Below are 14593 nucleotides of genomic sequence, written 5' to 3'. Positions count from 1 at the left end.
GCCGGCTTTTGCGCGTCAGGTCATTGCCCGGACGCCGGCCGGCGCTTTCCGGGCGAGCAGAGACAAAAAAGGGCAGCCTGGGCTGCCCTTTTGTGCGATACCGGTGCGTCGCAACCACCGGATGCGGTGCGAAGCTTACTTCGCCTTGCCGCTGGCGCGAACGCCGAATTTGTTCTTGAACTTCTCGACACGGCCTGCCGTGTCCATGATCTTTTGCTGACCCGTGTAGAACGAGTGCGATTCCGACGACACTTCGATCTTGGCGAGCGGGTAGGTCTTGCCGTCGAGTTCGATGTTTTCGCGCGTCTGGATCGTCGAGCGCGTGATGAACTTGAAGCCGTTCGACATGTCTTGGAAGACGACTTCGCGGTAATTCGGGTGGATGCCTTCTTTCATGGTCTTTCCTTGGTGAGAGCGGTAGCCAACCCGCCGCTTGCCGTGCCGGATCGCGTGAATGACGCGTACCAGCCGACGCCAAGCTCGGCGCGAGCCACTTGCCTAAGGTCGAAAAACGGCGATTATGCCAGAAAATCAGATGGTTGACGAATAATTTTCACGGTGCGTCGAGTGCGCCGGTGCCTGCCGGATCCTGCCGGTAGTAGCGCGCGAGCAGCCGGTACAACTCCGGAAATTCGGACTCGAACGCTTTCGGCCGCACGAACAGCGCTTCGCTGCACACCGCGAAGAATTCCGACGGGTGGTCGGCGGCATAGGGATCGATCAGCGATTCCCGCTCGAAGCGCGCCCACGCGCGGTCCGGCACCGCGTCGACACGCGCGCAGAACTGGTCGTACGCGTGTTCGAACACATCGGCCCACGCCTGCGCGTCGAGGTGCGGCGCGTGCCAGCGGCGAAAAAGGGGCGGATAGCCGTCGGCCGCGCCGTTCACCATGTCGATCTTGTGCGCGAACTCGTGAATCACGACGTTATACGCGTCGCGGCCGTCCGTCATCTGCGCGTCTTCCCAGGACAGGATCACGGGGCCGCCTTCCCAGGCCTCGCCGCTCGCATCCTGCTCGACTTCATGGACGACGCCGTCCTCGTCCTGCACGGTCTTGCGGATCACGAATTCGCCCGGATACACGACGACGCCCACCCAGCCGTCGTACAGCGACAGGTCGAGATTCAGCACGGGCAGGCAGGCTTGCGCGGCGATCGCGACGATCATCTCGTCGGTCAGTTCCAGTCCGTGCGCGGTCGAGAACGATTTCTTCGCGACGAACAGGCTGGTCAGCTCGCGCAGCCGGCCGAGCGCCTCAGGCGCCAGCGCCGCGAGGAACGGCAGGCGCTCGACGGTGTCTTGCCACAGCGCGTCGGAGATCGGGTGGCTGCGCAGCGCACGGTCGCGGCGGCGGTCGTCGAACCAGCGGGTGAGTTTCGAGAGCATGGAGATGGCTGACGATAATCCAAAGCCTGTCTTTTAACTCAATCGATCTCTTTTTGCCATGCTGCGAAGACGCCGCCGACGAGCGCGACGCCCGCCAGGAAGTAAAAGCCGTCGAGCGACGCGAGGAACGACGCCTGTTGCGCGACCATCCGCGCGATCGAGGCGATCGCGAGGGCGTGCGCCTCGTTCAGCGCGTGGCCCGCCGCTGCGTAGCTGCGCGTAAGGGTATCGACGGTCTGCTGGAACAGCGGGTCGAACACGTTCGCGCGCTCGACGAGCCGCGTCTGGTGCACGGCCACGCGGTGCTGTTCGACGATGATCACCGACGACGTCGCGAACGAGATCGTCAGTTGCCGCACGATGTTCTTCAGCCGGTAGCCATGCGTATATTCGTCGATCGCGAAGATCCGGAACGTCAGGTTGGCCACCGGCAGCACGATGAAGAGCAGCAGCAGCCCGCGCAGCAGCAGCGGGACGATCAGCGCGGCTTCGCCGACCTGCGGCGTCATGCGTGTCATCCATAGCGCGGCCGTGATGGCGATCGCGAACCCCGGCACGACGAACCACTTCTTGTGCGTGACGAATTTCGCGTACCGCAGGTAGGCGAACAGCGCGGTGGCCGAAATCAGCGACATCGTGCCCACCAGGCGCCCGGCGTTCTCGACCGGATAGCCGAGCCCGCCTTCGAGAAACCGCGACGTCAGGTAACTGAAGCCCGTCGACTCGTAGTAATAGAACATGTAGAGCAGCAGCCCGACCTGGAACGTCCGTTCGCGGAACGCGTGAAGGCGCACGAGCGGAGTCGGATGGTTCCACTGGTGATACGCGAACCACGCAAGCGCGCCGATCCCAGCGATCGTCAGCAGGATCAGCATCGGCGAGCCGCTGTAGAGCTGGTAATGCACCTGCTGCAGCACGATCTGCAGCGCGCCTTGCGCGAGCGCGAACACGACATACGGCCAGAAGTGTCCGGAGCCGCGTTCGTCGTCGGGTGTCCGGCCCGAATCGGGCAGCGTGAGCAGTGCGAGGATCGCGAACGCGATTCCGGTCGGCGCCGTGCACGCGAACAGGGCGCGCCACGTCGAATGCGCGACGAGCAGGCCGCCCGCAATCGGCGCGAGCGCGCTGCCGAGCAGGATCATGATCAGGAACGCGCGCGTTGCGGGCGGCCGTTCCTGCGGCTTGAAACTGATCTGGATCAGGATCCGGCACGCGCCCATCATCGGGCCGATGAAATAGCCCTGGAAGCCGCGCGCGAACGCGAGTTCGAGCGACGTGTCGGCAAGCGCGGCCGCGATCGCGCCGAACGAGAACATCAGCATGCAGCCGGCGACGTAGCGGCGGTGGCCGAGCCGGTCGACCCACCATTGCTGCTGCAGGATGCCGAGCACGGCCGTGACCGCGTAGGCGCTCGACGACCACACGAGTTCGTCGGGCGATGCGTTGATGCCGCCCGCGATGTAGCTCGCGAAGAACGAGAAGACCGCGTTGTCGAAATAGTCGATGCCGGTGACAAGCGCGAGCGCCCACGGGAACAGGTCCGCGCGCAGGTTCGCGCGGCTCCACAGCGGCGGGCGACCGGGCATCGCGTTCATTCGCGAGCCTTGCGCGCGCGCCGCGTGCCGGCTTCGGCCTGCCGCTGCGCGATCAGCGCGTCGGCGTTTTCGCCGGCAAGACGCCGTTCGACGTAGTCGATGTCGTGCTGCAGTTCCTTGCGCAGCGCGACGGCTTCCTTCAGTTCGCGCTGGACCGCCGCGATCCGCCGGTCGAGCGTATCGATCTGCTCGGCGAGACCGTTACGGATGTCGCGCAGCGACGCATCCGAATAGCGGCGCCGACCGTCGCCCGTTTCTTCCAGCGGGCGCTTCAGCATCTCGGTGATGCCATGCAGCGAGAAGCCGATCGCCCGCAGCCGCAGGATGCGCGCGAAGCGCTCGAGGTCGGCTTCGTCGTAGAGGCGGTAGCGGCCTTCGCTGCGCGACGGTGTGACGAGCCCGCGCTCTTCGTAATATTTCAGCGTGCGCGGCGTGACGCCGAGCCGCGACGCGGCGTCGCTCACGGTCAGCAGCGGGTTGGGGGCGTCGTTCGGCATCGGGGTGGGGCGGGGAATTCGGTCAGGGCAATGACGCGATTATAGGTCAACCTGTACGTTCACGTTCATGTTTGGATCGAAAAACGGCCGCCGGGCACGATGCGCGGGCGGCCGTTCGAATGCGGGGCGAGGGCGATCAGCCGCCGCGGCGCATCAGGTCGAAGAACTCGGAGTTGCTCTTCGTCTGGCGGATCTTGTCGAGCAGGAATTCCATTGCCTCGACTTCATCCATGTCGTGGATGAACTTGCGCAGCACCCAGATCTTTTGAAGGATCTCGGGCTTGATCAGCATTTCTTCGCGACGCGTGCCCGACTTGTTCAGGTTGATCGACGGATACACGCGCTTTTCAGCGAGGCGGCGCTCGAGGTGCACTTCCATGTTGCCGGTGCCCTTGAACTCTTCGTAGATCACGTCGTCCATGCGGCTGCCGGTTTCGATCAGCGCGGTGCCGATGATCGTCAGCGAGCCGCCTTCCTCGATGTTGCGCGCCGCGCCGAAGAAGCGCTTCGGACGCTGCAGTGCGTTCGCGTCGACACCGCCCGTCAGCACCTTGCCCGATGCCGGGATCACGGTGTTGTATGCGCGTGCGAGACGCGTGATCGAGTCGAGCAGAATCACGACGTCGTGCTTCATTTCGACGAGGCGCTTGGCCTTCTCGATCACCATTTCGGCGACCTGGACGTGGCGCGTGGCCGGTTCGTCGAACGTCGATGCGATCACTTCGCCCGCAACCGAGCGCTGCATTTCGGTCACTTCTTCAGGGCGCTCGTCGATCAGCAGCACGAACAGGATCACGTCCGGGTGGTTCTGCTTGATCGCGTGCGCGATGTGCTGGAGCATCACGGTCTTGCCCGACTTCGGCGACGCGACGAGCAGGCCGCGCTGGCCCTTGCCGATCGGCGCGATCATGTCGATGATGCGGCCCGTGACGTTTTCCTCGCCGCGCATTTCGCGTTCGAGCGACAGCGGCTTGTTCGGGTGCAGCGGCGTGAGGTTCTCGAACATGATCTTGTGTTTCGAGGCCTCGGGCGGCTGCCCGTTGACTTTGTCGACCTTCACCAGCGCGAAGTAGCGCTCGCCGTCCTTCGGCGTGCGGACTTCACCTTCGATGGTGTCGCCGGTGTGCAGGTTGAAGCGGCGGATCTGCGACGGGCTGATGTAGATGTCGTCGGTGCTCGCGAGGTACGACATTTCCGGCGAGCGCAGGAAGCCGAAGCCGTCCGGCAGCACTTCGAGCGTACCGTCGCCGAAGATCGTCTCTCCCGTCTTGGCGCGCTTTTTAAGAATGGCAAACATCAACTCCTGCTTGCGCAGGCGGTTCGCGTTTTCGATCTCCAGGCCGTTGGCCATTTCGATCAGTTCGGAGACGTGCAGAGACTTGAGCTCGGATAAATGCATACGGAGAACCCGCCAGGGAGGAGACGACGAAAGAAATAAAGGGAGGAGGGCGAGCGGAAGCGCTCAGAGACTTAAATGCGTCTTGTAGACGTTTTTTAATTCTAGCATAGGCCGATTCGCGCTTGAGCGAGCGATCGGCGGCTTGACGACGGACGTGTTGCCGGTTGACAACACGTCCGCGGAACTGCCTGTATTACAGGTGGCTGTCCAGGAATGCGGTGAGCTGCGACTTCGACAGCGCGCCGACCTTCTGCGCGGCGGCCGCGCCATTCTTGAACAGGATCAGCGTCGGGATGCCGCGCACGCCGAACTTGGCGGGCGTCGCCTGGTTGTCGTCGACGTTGATCTTCGCGATCTGCAGCTTGTCGCCGTAGTCCTTCGCGACTTCGTCGAGGATCGGGGCGATCATCTTGCACGGGCCGCACCATTCGGCCCAGAAATCGACGAGCACAGGCTTGTCGGACTTGACGACGTCCTGTTCGAACGATGCGTCGCTGATGTGTTTGATCTGTTCGCTCATTGGGTCAATACCTCTTACGGTTCGGGGACTGCCTGCTTGCGCGTTGCGGCGTACCGGCCGCCGTTGGCAGCCGGCCGCTGCGGCAGGTCACTCCGCTCTCCGGAAAGGAGGGGTGTAAGCGCTGCATGCCGCGGCTCGCGGGTCGTTCGGGCGTCATATTAGCCTAAATTGCTATCTGCTGCGGGCGGCGATAGTAGCCGCTACGCGAGTAGGGGTACGGCGCGCCGTTCGACCGTTGTGTCCAGCAGGTGGAGGCCGGCCCGCGAATTACAAGGGGTGGGCGCGCATGCAATTCGATGCGCGTGATCGTCGTGCGGCCCGATGCGCGGCGGTTTGCCTGGTCATATTCGCATTGGTGCGAACAAACGGTCGCATTCATCCGGAAGCGGTGATAGAATATGCCGTGACGGGCCTCCTCGCATGGTGGGGCGGTGAACCTGGTCAGGTCGGGAACGAAGCAGCCACAATCGTTTTCCGCCAGTGCCGAGGGTTGGGCTCGTCACCTTCCTTCTCGCCCCGTTCGCCGGGCGTTTTTTATTTCTGCACCACACTCCGTTTTGCCTGCGCGTTGCCTGTCTTCCGCACCGTTTCGCGTGTCGGCGCGACGCAGCGTTACTGATACAATTTCCCGATGACCTATCAAGTTCTCGCACGCAAGTGGCGTCCGAAGGATTTCGCTTCGCTCGTCGGCCAGGAGCACGTCGTCAGGGCGCTCACGCACGCGCTCGACGGCGGGCGTCTCCATCACGCCTATCTGTTTACCGGAACCCGCGGTGTCGGCAAGACGACACTGTCGCGGATTTTCGCCAAGGCGCTCAACTGTGAAACCGGCGTCACGTCGCAGCCGTGCGGCGTGTGTCGCGCCTGTCGAGAGATCGACGAAGGGCGTTTCGTCGATTACGTCGAGATGGATGCCGCGAGCAACCGCGGCGTCGATGAAATGGCCGCGCTGCTCGAGCGTGCCGTGTACGCGCCCGTCGATGCGCGCTTCAAGGTCTACATGATCGACGAAGTGCACATGCTGACGAATCACGCGTTCAACGCGATGCTGAAGACGCTCGAAGAGCCGCCGCCGCACGTCAAGTTCATCCTTGCGACGACCGATCCGCAGAAAATCCCCGTCACCGTGCTGTCGCGCTGCCTGCAGTTCAACCTGAAGCAGATGCCGGCCGGGCACATTGTGTCGCATCTCGAACGGATTCTCGGCGAAGAGCACATTACGTTCGAGTCGCAGGCGCTGCGCCTGCTCGCGCGTGCGGCGCAGGGCAGCATGCGCGACGCGCTGTCCCTCACCGATCAGGCGATCGCCTACTCGGCAAACGAGGTGACCGAGTCGGCCGTGTCGGGCATGCTCGGTGCGCTCGACCAGACTTACATGGTGCGTCTGCTCGACGCGCTTGCAGCGGGCAGCGGCCCGGAAATCCTTGCGATTGCCGACGAGATGTCGCTGCGCAGCCTGTCGTTCTCGACTGCGCTTCAGGATCTCGCGAGCCTGCTGCACCGGATCGCGTGGGCGCAGTTCGCGCCAGGCTCGGTGCTCGACGAGTGGCCCGAAGCGGGCGACCTGCGCCGCTTCGCGGAGACGCTGAGCCCCGAGCAGGTCCAGCTGTTCTATCAGATCGCGACGGTCGGTCGCGCGGAACTCGGCCTGGCGCCGGACGAGTACGCCGGCTTCACGATGACGCTGCTGCGGATGCTCGCGTTCGAGCCGGCTGTTGCAGCCGGCAGTGCGCCGGGCGGCCAGCCTTCCGTGCCGCGTGCGGTGCCGGGTCCGCGCATTGCGGCGGCAACGGCTGCTGCGGCGAAGCCGGTATCGGCCGCACCTGCCGAGGCAGCGCGGCCGCAGGCTGCCGCAACGGCTGCGCCCGCGGCGCCGGTGCAGTCGGGCGACGAAATGGCCCGGCCGGCCGCGAAGCCGGCTGCCGTCCAGGTAACCGCACCGGCCCCGGTTGGCGCGCCAGTCGTCGAAACGCCGCAGCCGCATCCGGCCGCAGCGCTGCAAGCGGAGTCGCAAGCAGAGCCGGCCGGCGAAAAGCCGACACCCGTCCGCAATGAACCCGAGCCGCCCACTGCCGTTGCGCAGCGTAGCGACGAACCGGCTGCGCCGGCCGAACCGGTGCCGCGCGCTGCGCCGCCCGAGCCCGCCGCGCGTCCGGCAGCGCGTTCCGGAGGCGCCGCCGCCGCGCTCGACGTGCTGCGCAACGCGGGGATGCGTGTGTCGTCCGACCGCGGGCGCGCAGGCGCTGCCGCGAAACCGGCGGCCCAGCCGGCCGCCGAGAAGCCGGCCGCACCTCGTCCCGCCGCCGTACAGGTGCCGACGCCGCGCGCTGCGGCCCGTGCGCCGCAAGCGGCCGATTCGCGCCAGGCCTCGCCGCCGTGGGAGGACATCCCGCCCGACGACTACGTGCCACTCAGCGCCGACGAGATGTTTGGCGGCCCGCCGGACGATGGCTTCGTGCCGGTATTCGACAGCGGCCCCGACGACGTGCGCGTGACGCCGAAGCCGGCGGAAATGCGTCCGTCCGCACCGGTCGACACGCGTCCGCTGCCGCCCGCGATCGCGCTCGATCCAGTCGGCTTCGACGGCGATTGGCCGGCGCTCGCCGCGCGGCTGCCGCTCAAGGGTGTCGCGTACCAGCTCGCGTTCAACAGCGAGCTGACGGCGGTCGATGCGACGACGTTGAAACTTTCCGTGCCGGTGCCGCAATATGCGGACGCTGCGCAGGTGGCGAAGCTGAAGGCCGCGCTGGCCGATGCGCTCGGCAAGCCGGTCGAGGTGGCGGTCGAAGTCGGGCCCGCACGGCGTACGGCGGCGGCACTCGATGCGGCCGCGCGCGCGGCACGCCAGCGTGAGGCCGAGCAGGAGATTCACGGCGATCCGTTCGTCCAGCAGCTCGTGCGTGACTTCGGTGCGCGCATCGTCGAGGGTTCGGTGCGCCCGCTCGCCGACGCGGCGCCGGACGGCCCGCCGCCGACGCTGCATTGAACTGACCGCCCCGCGACAGGCACAATCACGCCCACACATTGACCGGCACGCGCCGCGTGCCGGTTTTCACACGATCAAGAAGGAGTATTCCCATGTTGAAAGGCAACCTCGCCGGACTGATGAAGCAAGCGCAGCAAATGCAGGAAAACATGAAGAAGATGCAGGAGCAGCTTGCGCTGATCGAAGTCGAAGGGCAGTCGGGCGCCGGTCTCGTCAAGGTGACGATGACGTGCCGCAACGAAGTGCGTCGCGTGTCGATCGACCCGAGCCTGCTCGCGGACGACAAGGACATGCTCGAGGACCTCGTCGCAGCTGCGTTCAACGACGCCGTGCGCAAGGCCGAAGCGACGTCGCAGGAAAAGATGAGCGGCATGACGTCGGGCCTGCCGCTGCCCCCGGGCTTCAAGCTGCCGTTCTGAGCGCGGCGTCCGTGCCACTTTTTGCCGCCGTATGAAACAGCCGTCCGCCCTGTCCGCTCTCGTCGAAGCGTTGCGCGTGCTGCCCGGCGTCGGGCCGAAATCCGCCCAGCGCATGGCGGTCCACCTGATGCAGCACGATCGCGAAGGCGCGGAGCGGCTCGGCCGGTCGCTGCTGTTCGCGACCGAGCACCTGCAGCACTGCGAGAAGTGCAACACGTTCACCGAAGCGCAGATCTGCGAGGTCTGCAGCGACGAAGAGCGTGATCCGACGCTGCTGTGCGTCGTCGAGACGCCCGCCGACCAGATCATGCTCGAGCAGACGATGACTTACCGCGGGCTGTATTTCGTGCTGATGGGGCGGCTGAGCCCGCTCGACGGGATCGGCCCGAAGGAAATCCATTTCGACCGCCTCGTGCGGCGCGCGTCCGATGGGGTAGTCAAGGAAGTCGTGCTCGCGACCAACTTCACGAACGAGGGCGAAGCCACCGCGCACTACCTCGGCCAGACGCTGAAGGCGCGCGGGCTTGCGGTCACGCGCCTCGCGCGCGGCGTGCCGGTGGGCGGCGAGCTCGAATATGTCGATGCGGGTACCATCGCCCGCGCGATGCTCGATCGCCGCACGATGTAAGTCGGGCGCCGCCGGTCGGCGGCGCCGTTCCTCATGCCAGGGAGACACATGAGCACCAGCCAGGGCCCGCTCGCGGGCGTCAAAGTGCTCGAATTCGGAACGCTGATCGCGGGGCCGTTCGCGTCGCGGCTGTTCGCCGAATTCGGCGCGGAAGTGATCAAGATCGAGGATCCGAACGGTGGCGACCCGTTGCGCAAGTGGCGCAAGCTCCACCCGGAGCAGGGCGGCACGTCGCTGTGGTGGTCCGTCCAGGCGCGCAACAAGAAATCGGTCACGCTCAACCTGAAGGCAGACGCCGGCAAGGCGATCGCGCGGCAACTCGCGCGTGAGGCCGACATCGTGATCGAGAATTTCCGCCCGGGTCTGCTGGAAAAGCTCGGGCTCGGCTACGACGTGCTGTCGGCCGAGAACCCGGGCCTCGTGATGGTGCGCCTGTCCGGCTACGGGCAGACGGGCCCGTACCGCGACCGGCCCGGCTTCGGCGCGATCGCCGAATCGATGGGCGGGCTGCGTCACATCACCGGATATCCCGACCTGCCGCCGCCGCGCATCGGCATTTCCATCGGCGATTCGATCGCCGCGCTGCACGGCGTGATCGGCGCGCTGATGGCATTGCATCACCGCAAGGTCAACGGCGGTGCGGGGCAGGTGGTCGACGTTGCATTGTATGAAGCCGTCTTCAACATGATGGAAAGCGTGGTGCCCGAATACGGCGTGTACGGGATGGTGCGCGAGCGCACCGGCGCGTCGCTGCCGGGTATCGTGCCGTCGAACACGTATGCATGCCGCGACGGCAGCATCGTGATCGGCGGCAACAGCGACCCGATCTTCAAGCGGCTGATGAAGGCGATCGAGCGCGACGACCTCGCCGACGATCCCGCGCTCGCGCAAAACGACGGGCGCGTGCCGCGCACGCAGGAGATCGACGACGCGATTGCCGCGTGGCTCGCACCGCGCACGATCGATGAAGCGCTTGTCGTGCTCAACGCGGCCGATGTGCCGGCCGGTCGCATCTACAGCGCCGCCGACATGTTCACCGATCCGCAGTTCGTCGCGCGGCAGATGATCCAGCGCTTCAAGCTGGCCGACGGCACCGACATTCCGCTGCCGAACATCACGCCGAAGCTGTCGGATACGCCCGGCGAAACGCGTTGGCTCGGGCCCGAACTCGGCGAGCACACGGACGAGGTGCTGCGCGGCCTCGGCTACGATGTGCAGGCGATCGCGGCACTGCGCGACGCGGGCGCGATTTGAGCGCTCCCGGGCCTGTCGCCGCGTGCCAGGCTCCCCGAAGGGAGCCTTCCCCAAGGGGGCTCCTTCGGCGGCGGAAAACCCGGGGCGGCCCGGCGTTTTCCTGAGCGCGCGGAACGCCGCCGCGCAACGCGGCGGCGCAGCGTGTACGGGTGCCCGCAACGGTCCATCCGCAGTCGCCGGACTGTCGCTCTCGCGCCATCTTTCCTCGGTTACAATCGCCGGATGCGAATCCTACTCAGCAACGACGACGGCTATCTCGCCCCCGGTCTCGCCGCGCTCAGCGACGCGCTGCAGCCGCTGGCCGAGCTCACGGTGATCGCGCCCGAGCAGAACTGCAGCGGCGCGTCGAATTCCCTCACGTTGTCGCGGCCGCTGTCGGTGCAGCGTGCGGCGAGTACGGGTTTCTTCTACGTGAACGGCACGCCGACCGATTCGGTGCACGTCGCGTTGACCGGGATGGTCGACGCCAGGCCGGACCTCGTCGTTTCCGGGATCAACAACGGCCAGAACATGGGCGAAGACACGCTCTATTCGGGGACAGTTGCAGCCGCCACCGAAGGCATCATGTTCGGCGTGCCGGCCATCGCGTTTTCGCTGGCCGACAAGGGCTGGGCCTATCTGGCGGACGCGGCGCGCGTCGCCGGGGAAATCGTCGGGCACTACCTCGCGCATCCGCTGCCGGGACAACCGCTGTTGAACGTCAACATTCCGAACCTGCCTTACGACGAACTGAAAGGCTGGAAGGTCACGCGTCTCGGCAAGCGTCACCCGTCGCAGCCGGTGATTCGCCAGACCGACCCGCGCGGTGAACCGATCTACTGGATCGGCGCGGCGGGCGAAGCGCTGGACGCCAGCGAAGGCACCGATTTTCACGCGGTGGCAAACGGTTTCGTGTCGATCACGCCGCTGCAGCTGGACCTTACGCACACGCAGATGCTGCCCGCGACGCGCGATTGGGCGAGCGCCGGAGGGCGGGCTTCATGAGCGGCGAGCGCGCGAAGCGGTTCCCGCTCGCGCTCGAGGATCTCAAGCGAGCGCCACGCAAGTCGGAAGTTCGGGCCGGCGAACGCCATGCGGCGGTCGCGGTATCGAAGGCCGCCGACAAGCCCGCGGCCGTGCTGAAACCGGTTGCGGTGAAACCTGCTGCGGCGCGAACAGCATTGCCCGGTTCCGCCGCCGCGAAGCCCGCGACCGCACCGAAGCCGACCGCGCTGAAGCCCGCGATGCCGAAACCGGCTGCGCCGAGCGTCGCGCCGGCCGGCGCGTTCGCGCTCACGTCGGAACGCGTGCGCGAGCGGATGGTCGAACGATTGCGCGCGAACGGCGTGACCGACGCGCGCGTGCTGGACGCGATGGCCGCGGTGCCGCGCCACCTGTTCGTGGATCCGGGGCTCGCGACGCAGGCCTACGAGGATTCGGCGTTGCCGATCGGCCACCAGCAAACCATTTCCAAGCCGTCGGTTGTCGCGCGCATGATCGAGCTCGCGATGGCCGGCCGCACACTCGAGCGCGTGCTCGAGATCGGCACGGGCTGCGGCTATCAGGCCGCCGTGCTGAGCCACGTGGCACGCGACGTGTATTCGATTGAACGCATCAAGCCGCTCTACGAGCGCGCGAAGCTGAACCTGCGGCCGCTGCGCGTGCCGAACATCCGTCTGCACTACGGCGACGGGCGTGTCGGCCTGCCGTCCGCGGCCCCGTTCGACGCGATCGTGATCGCGGCGGCAGGGCTTGACGTGCCGCAGGCGCTGCTCGAGCAGCTCGCGATCGGCGGGCGGCTCGTCGCGCCGGTCGGCGCGCAGAGCGGGCAGCACCAGGTGCTCACGCTCGTCGAGCGCGTCGCGCACGCGCAATGGCGAGAGTCACGGCTTGATCGCGTTTTCTTTGTCCCTTTAAAATCCGGAGTAATTTGAAACCGATGAGTATGTTGCGCGCGATGCAAAACAACCGATCCAGGGAACCGCTCACGCTCGCCCAGCGCGCGATCTGCGTAGCTGCGTTCTCCACGCTACTGGCCGCCTGTGCGACGCGGCTCGACAACGCGCCCGTCGTCGATCGCTCCGGTTCGCTCGGCACGACTGCCGCCGCGCAGCCCGCGGTGCCGCTTCCGCCGGCGCCGCCGGGTTACTACCGGGTGAAGCCGGGCGACACGCTGTACCGGATCGCACTCGAAAACGGGCAGAACTATCGCGACATCGCCGCGTGGAACAACCTGGCGAACCCGAATCAGATTGAAGTCGACCAGCTGCTGCGCGTTTCGCCGCAGGCCGGTGCCGCCGTGGCGGGCACGCAGGTCGCCGCGCCGATCGCGGGCGCCGCCGTTGCTACCGCGCCGCTCAGCAGCGGCCCGGCAACGCCGGCCGCCGGTATGTCGTCCTCGGTTGCGACACCGCCTGCCGCGGCAGGCGCATCGAGCGACACGGCAGCTGCGCCGAGTGGCCCCGTGACGTTCGCGTGGCCCGCGCGCGGCCCCGTGCTGAACGGGTTCGACGACGCGAAGAACAAGGGCGTCAATATCGGCGGTACGGCCGGCGAGGCCGTGAAGGCGGCAGCCGACGGCCGCGTCGTCTATTCCGGCAATGGCCTGCGTGGCTACGGCAACCTCATTATCATCAAACACGATGCAACTTACCTCACGGCGTATGCACACAATCGCGCTTTGATGGTAAAAGAGGGGGACGCGGTAACGAAGGGGCAGAAGATCGCCGAGATGGGTAACAGCGACTCCGACCGCGTGATGCTGCATTTCGAGGTTCGCCGGCAGGGTAAACCTGTCGATCCGCTGAAGTATTTGCCGCCTCAATAACCGAGACGACCATGCCGAAATCGAAGCGCCACGAGCCGCAAGCCGAGTCTGAGAAGATCAGTCGTGCCACGCAAGCATCGGTGGGGCGAGCGGGTGCTTCGACGGACGACGATGACGACAGCGCGGATAACGAACGCGATCTCGAGGCGCGCGACGCCGAGGCGGACGGCGGCGACGACGAGCGCGAAGGCCGCGCCGAGGCGGCGCCGGATGTCGACGATTTCCGCACGATGCTACAGGCCGAACTCACGGCCGACACGATCCAGCATTACCTGAACCGTATCAGTGTGAAGCCGCTGCTCACCGTCGAGGAGGAGCAGCGCTATTCGCGTCTGGCCAAGGCCGGTGAATTCGAGGCGCGGCAGGTGATGATCGAGCGCAACCTGCGCCTCGTCGTCAGCATTGCGAAGGGGTATCTGAACCGTGGGGTACCGCTGCTCGACCTGATCGAGGAGGGCAACCTCGGCCTGATGCACGCGATCGAAAAATTCGACCCGACGCGCGGCTTCCGTTTTTCGACCTACGCGACGTGGTGGATCCGGCAGAGCATCGAGCGGGCGATCATGAACCAGGCCCGCACGGTGCGCCTGCCCGTGCACGTGATCCGCGAACTGAACCAGGTGCTGCGCGCGAAGCGCCACCTCGAAAAGAATTCGATGTCGACGGGCGAAGCGGCCGAGCGCCGCGAAGCCAGCATCGACGACATCGCCTATCTCACCGGCAAGACCGCCGAGGAAGTCACCGACATCCTCGCGCTCAACGAGCACACGGCGTCCCTCGACGCGCCGCTCGACCTCGATCCCGCGAGCAGCCTGCTCGACCTGCTGCCCGACGACCAGAGCCAGTCGCCCGACGCCGAAGTGCAGCACCGCGAGCTCGAGACGCTGACCCGCGCGTGGCTGTCGCGGCTGTCCGACAAGCATCGGCACGTGATCGAGCGCCGCTTCGGCCTGAACCACATCGAACCGGCGACGCTCGAGGAGCTTGCCGACGAGATGGGGCTCACGCGCGAGCGCGTGCGCCAGATCCAGCAGGAAGCGCTGGTGCGCCTCAAGCGGTTTTTTGCCTCCAACGGCGTGCGCAAGGACGCCGTTCTGTAACA

The 14593-nt window shown here is 66.2% G+C and carries 14 protein-coding genes and 1 other RNA gene; 9 read left to right on the top strand and 6 right to left on the bottom strand.

The features are described 5' to 3' along the window. Positions 1-135: 135 nt before the first annotated feature. From HAV18_RS37450 to trxA, 6 genes are all read right to left on the bottom strand, one after another. Positions 136-396 (bottom strand): type B 50S ribosomal protein L31, encoded by a 261-nt coding sequence (locus HAV18_RS37450; RefSeq protein ID WP_006753671.1) that lies wholly within the window; start codon positions 394-396, stop codon positions 136-138. 157 nt (positions 397-553) lie between these two features. After that, entirely contained in the window at positions 554-1387 is an 834-nt protein-coding gene (locus HAV18_RS37445) for a zinc-dependent peptidase (RefSeq protein ID WP_166965774.1), read from the bottom strand. Between the two features lie 38 nt (positions 1388-1425). Then, the gene (locus HAV18_RS37440; RefSeq protein ID WP_166965772.1) at positions 1426-2982 is read right to left on the bottom strand and encodes an MFS transporter; all 1557 of its coding nucleotides are present in this window, start codon (positions 2980-2982) and stop codon (positions 1426-1428) included. Further along, on the bottom strand, positions 2979-3479 hold the full coding sequence (locus HAV18_RS37435) for a MerR family transcriptional regulator (protein WP_166965770.1): 501 nt from the start codon (positions 3477-3479) through the stop codon (positions 2979-2981). The genes HAV18_RS37440 and HAV18_RS37435 overlap by 4 nt, the downstream gene beginning before the upstream one ends. 136 nt (positions 3480-3615) lie before the next feature. Next, positions 3616-4878 carry a transcription termination factor Rho gene (gene rho, locus HAV18_RS37430; RefSeq protein ID WP_006478662.1) on the bottom strand — a complete coding sequence of 421 codons (1263 nt, stop codon included), beginning with the start codon at positions 4876-4878 and terminating at the stop codon, positions 3616-3618. 193 nt (positions 4879-5071) lie between these two features. Beyond that, positions 5072-5398, bottom strand: a complete 327-nt coding sequence (gene trxA, locus HAV18_RS37425; RefSeq protein ID WP_006402348.1) for a thioredoxin TrxA — start codon at positions 5396-5398, stop codon at positions 5072-5074. 405 nt (positions 5399-5803) lie between these two features. Between trxA and ffs the strand changes: the two genes are divergently transcribed. The 9 genes from ffs (at position 5804) to rpoS (ending at position 14591) form a co-directional block, all read left to right on the top strand. Continuing rightward, positions 5804-5902: signal recognition particle sRNA small type (gene ffs, locus HAV18_RS37420), an RNA gene on the top strand. A gap of 127 nt (positions 5903-6029) precedes the next feature. Continuing rightward, the gene (locus tag HAV18_RS37415; protein WP_166965768.1) at positions 6030-8384 is read left to right on the top strand and encodes a DNA polymerase III subunit gamma/tau; all 2355 of its coding nucleotides are present in this window, start codon (positions 6030-6032) and stop codon (positions 8382-8384) included. Between the two features lie 92 nt (positions 8385-8476). Next, positions 8477-8803: a YbaB/EbfC family nucleoid-associated protein gene (locus tag HAV18_RS37410; protein ID WP_006482124.1), complete on the top strand. Its 327-nt coding sequence runs from the start codon at positions 8477-8479 to the stop codon at positions 8801-8803. Positions 8804-8834: 31 nt separating this feature from the next. Continuing rightward, positions 8835-9431: a recombination mediator RecR gene (recR, locus tag HAV18_RS37405; RefSeq protein WP_006478665.1), complete on the top strand. Its 597-nt coding sequence runs from the start codon at positions 8835-8837 to the stop codon at positions 9429-9431. Between the two features lie 48 nt (positions 9432-9479). Continuing rightward, positions 9480-10685: a CaiB/BaiF CoA-transferase family protein gene (locus HAV18_RS37400; protein WP_166965766.1), complete on the top strand. Its 1206-nt coding sequence runs from the start codon at positions 9480-9482 to the stop codon at positions 10683-10685. A gap of 222 nt (positions 10686-10907) precedes the next feature. Continuing rightward, positions 10908-11669, top strand: a complete 762-nt coding sequence (gene surE, locus HAV18_RS37395) for a 5'/3'-nucleotidase SurE (protein ID WP_166965764.1) — start codon at positions 10908-10910, stop codon at positions 11667-11669. Then, the gene (locus tag HAV18_RS37390) at positions 11666-12598 is read left to right on the top strand and encodes a protein-L-isoaspartate(D-aspartate) O-methyltransferase (RefSeq protein WP_166965762.1); all 933 of its coding nucleotides are present in this window, start codon (positions 11666-11668) and stop codon (positions 12596-12598) included. The genes surE and HAV18_RS37390 overlap by 4 nt, the downstream gene beginning before the upstream one ends. Before the next feature lie 5 nt (positions 12599-12603). Continuing rightward, complete coding sequence (locus tag HAV18_RS37385) at positions 12604-13491, top strand: peptidoglycan DD-metalloendopeptidase family protein (protein WP_166965760.1); 888 nt, start codon at positions 12604-12606, stop codon at positions 13489-13491. A gap of 11 nt (positions 13492-13502) precedes the next feature. Then, positions 13503-14591 carry an RNA polymerase sigma factor RpoS gene (rpoS, locus tag HAV18_RS37380; RefSeq protein ID WP_166965758.1) on the top strand — a complete coding sequence of 363 codons (1089 nt, stop codon included), beginning with the start codon at positions 13503-13505 and terminating at the stop codon, positions 14589-14591. Positions 14592-14593: the final 2 nt, after the last annotated feature.

Origin of the sequence: Burkholderia sp. D-99 (assembly GCF_011605345.1) — a bacterium.
Lineage (GTDB): Bacteria > Pseudomonadota > Gammaproteobacteria > Burkholderiales > Burkholderiaceae > Burkholderia.
Note: the sequence above shows the minus strand (reverse complement) of the source record. Positions and strands in the feature narration are given on the sequence as shown.

Excerpts from the sequence above, each read along its gene's own strand:
- HAV18_RS37450 (WP_006753671.1), bottom strand. The coding sequence starts at position 396 with ATGAAAGAAGGCATCCACCCGAATTACCGCGAAGTCGTCTTCCAAGAC.
- HAV18_RS37445 (WP_166965774.1), bottom strand. The coding sequence starts at position 1,387 with ATGCTCTCGAAACTCACCCGCTGGTTCGACGACCGCCGCCGCGACCGT.
- HAV18_RS37440 (WP_166965772.1), bottom strand. The coding sequence starts at position 2,982 with ATGAACGCGATGCCCGGTCGCCCGCCGCTGTGGAGCCGCGCGAACCTG.
- HAV18_RS37435 (WP_166965770.1), bottom strand. The coding sequence starts at position 3,479 with ATGCCGAACGACGCCCCCAACCCGCTGCTGACCGTGAGCGACGCCGCG.
- rho (WP_006478662.1), bottom strand. The coding sequence starts at position 4,878 with ATGCATTTATCCGAGCTCAAGTCTCTGCACGTCTCCGAACTGATCGAA.
- trxA (WP_006402348.1), bottom strand. The coding sequence starts at position 5,398 with ATGAGCGAACAGATCAAACACATCAGCGACGCATCGTTCGAACAGGAC.
- HAV18_RS37415 (WP_166965768.1), top strand. The coding sequence starts at position 6,030 with ATGACCTATCAAGTTCTCGCACGCAAGTGGCGTCCGAAGGATTTCGCT.
- HAV18_RS37410 (WP_006482124.1), top strand. The coding sequence starts at position 8,477 with ATGTTGAAAGGCAACCTCGCCGGACTGATGAAGCAAGCGCAGCAAATG.
- recR (WP_006478665.1), top strand. The coding sequence starts at position 8,835 with ATGAAACAGCCGTCCGCCCTGTCCGCTCTCGTCGAAGCGTTGCGCGTG.
- HAV18_RS37400 (WP_166965766.1), top strand. The coding sequence starts at position 9,480 with ATGAGCACCAGCCAGGGCCCGCTCGCGGGCGTCAAAGTGCTCGAATTC.
- surE (WP_166965764.1), top strand. The coding sequence starts at position 10,908 with ATGCGAATCCTACTCAGCAACGACGACGGCTATCTCGCCCCCGGTCTC.
- HAV18_RS37390 (WP_166965762.1), top strand. The coding sequence starts at position 11,666 with ATGAGCGGCGAGCGCGCGAAGCGGTTCCCGCTCGCGCTCGAGGATCTC.
- HAV18_RS37385 (WP_166965760.1), top strand. The coding sequence starts at position 12,604 with ATGAGTATGTTGCGCGCGATGCAAAACAACCGATCCAGGGAACCGCTC.
- rpoS (WP_166965758.1), top strand. The coding sequence starts at position 13,503 with ATGCCGAAATCGAAGCGCCACGAGCCGCAAGCCGAGTCTGAGAAGATC.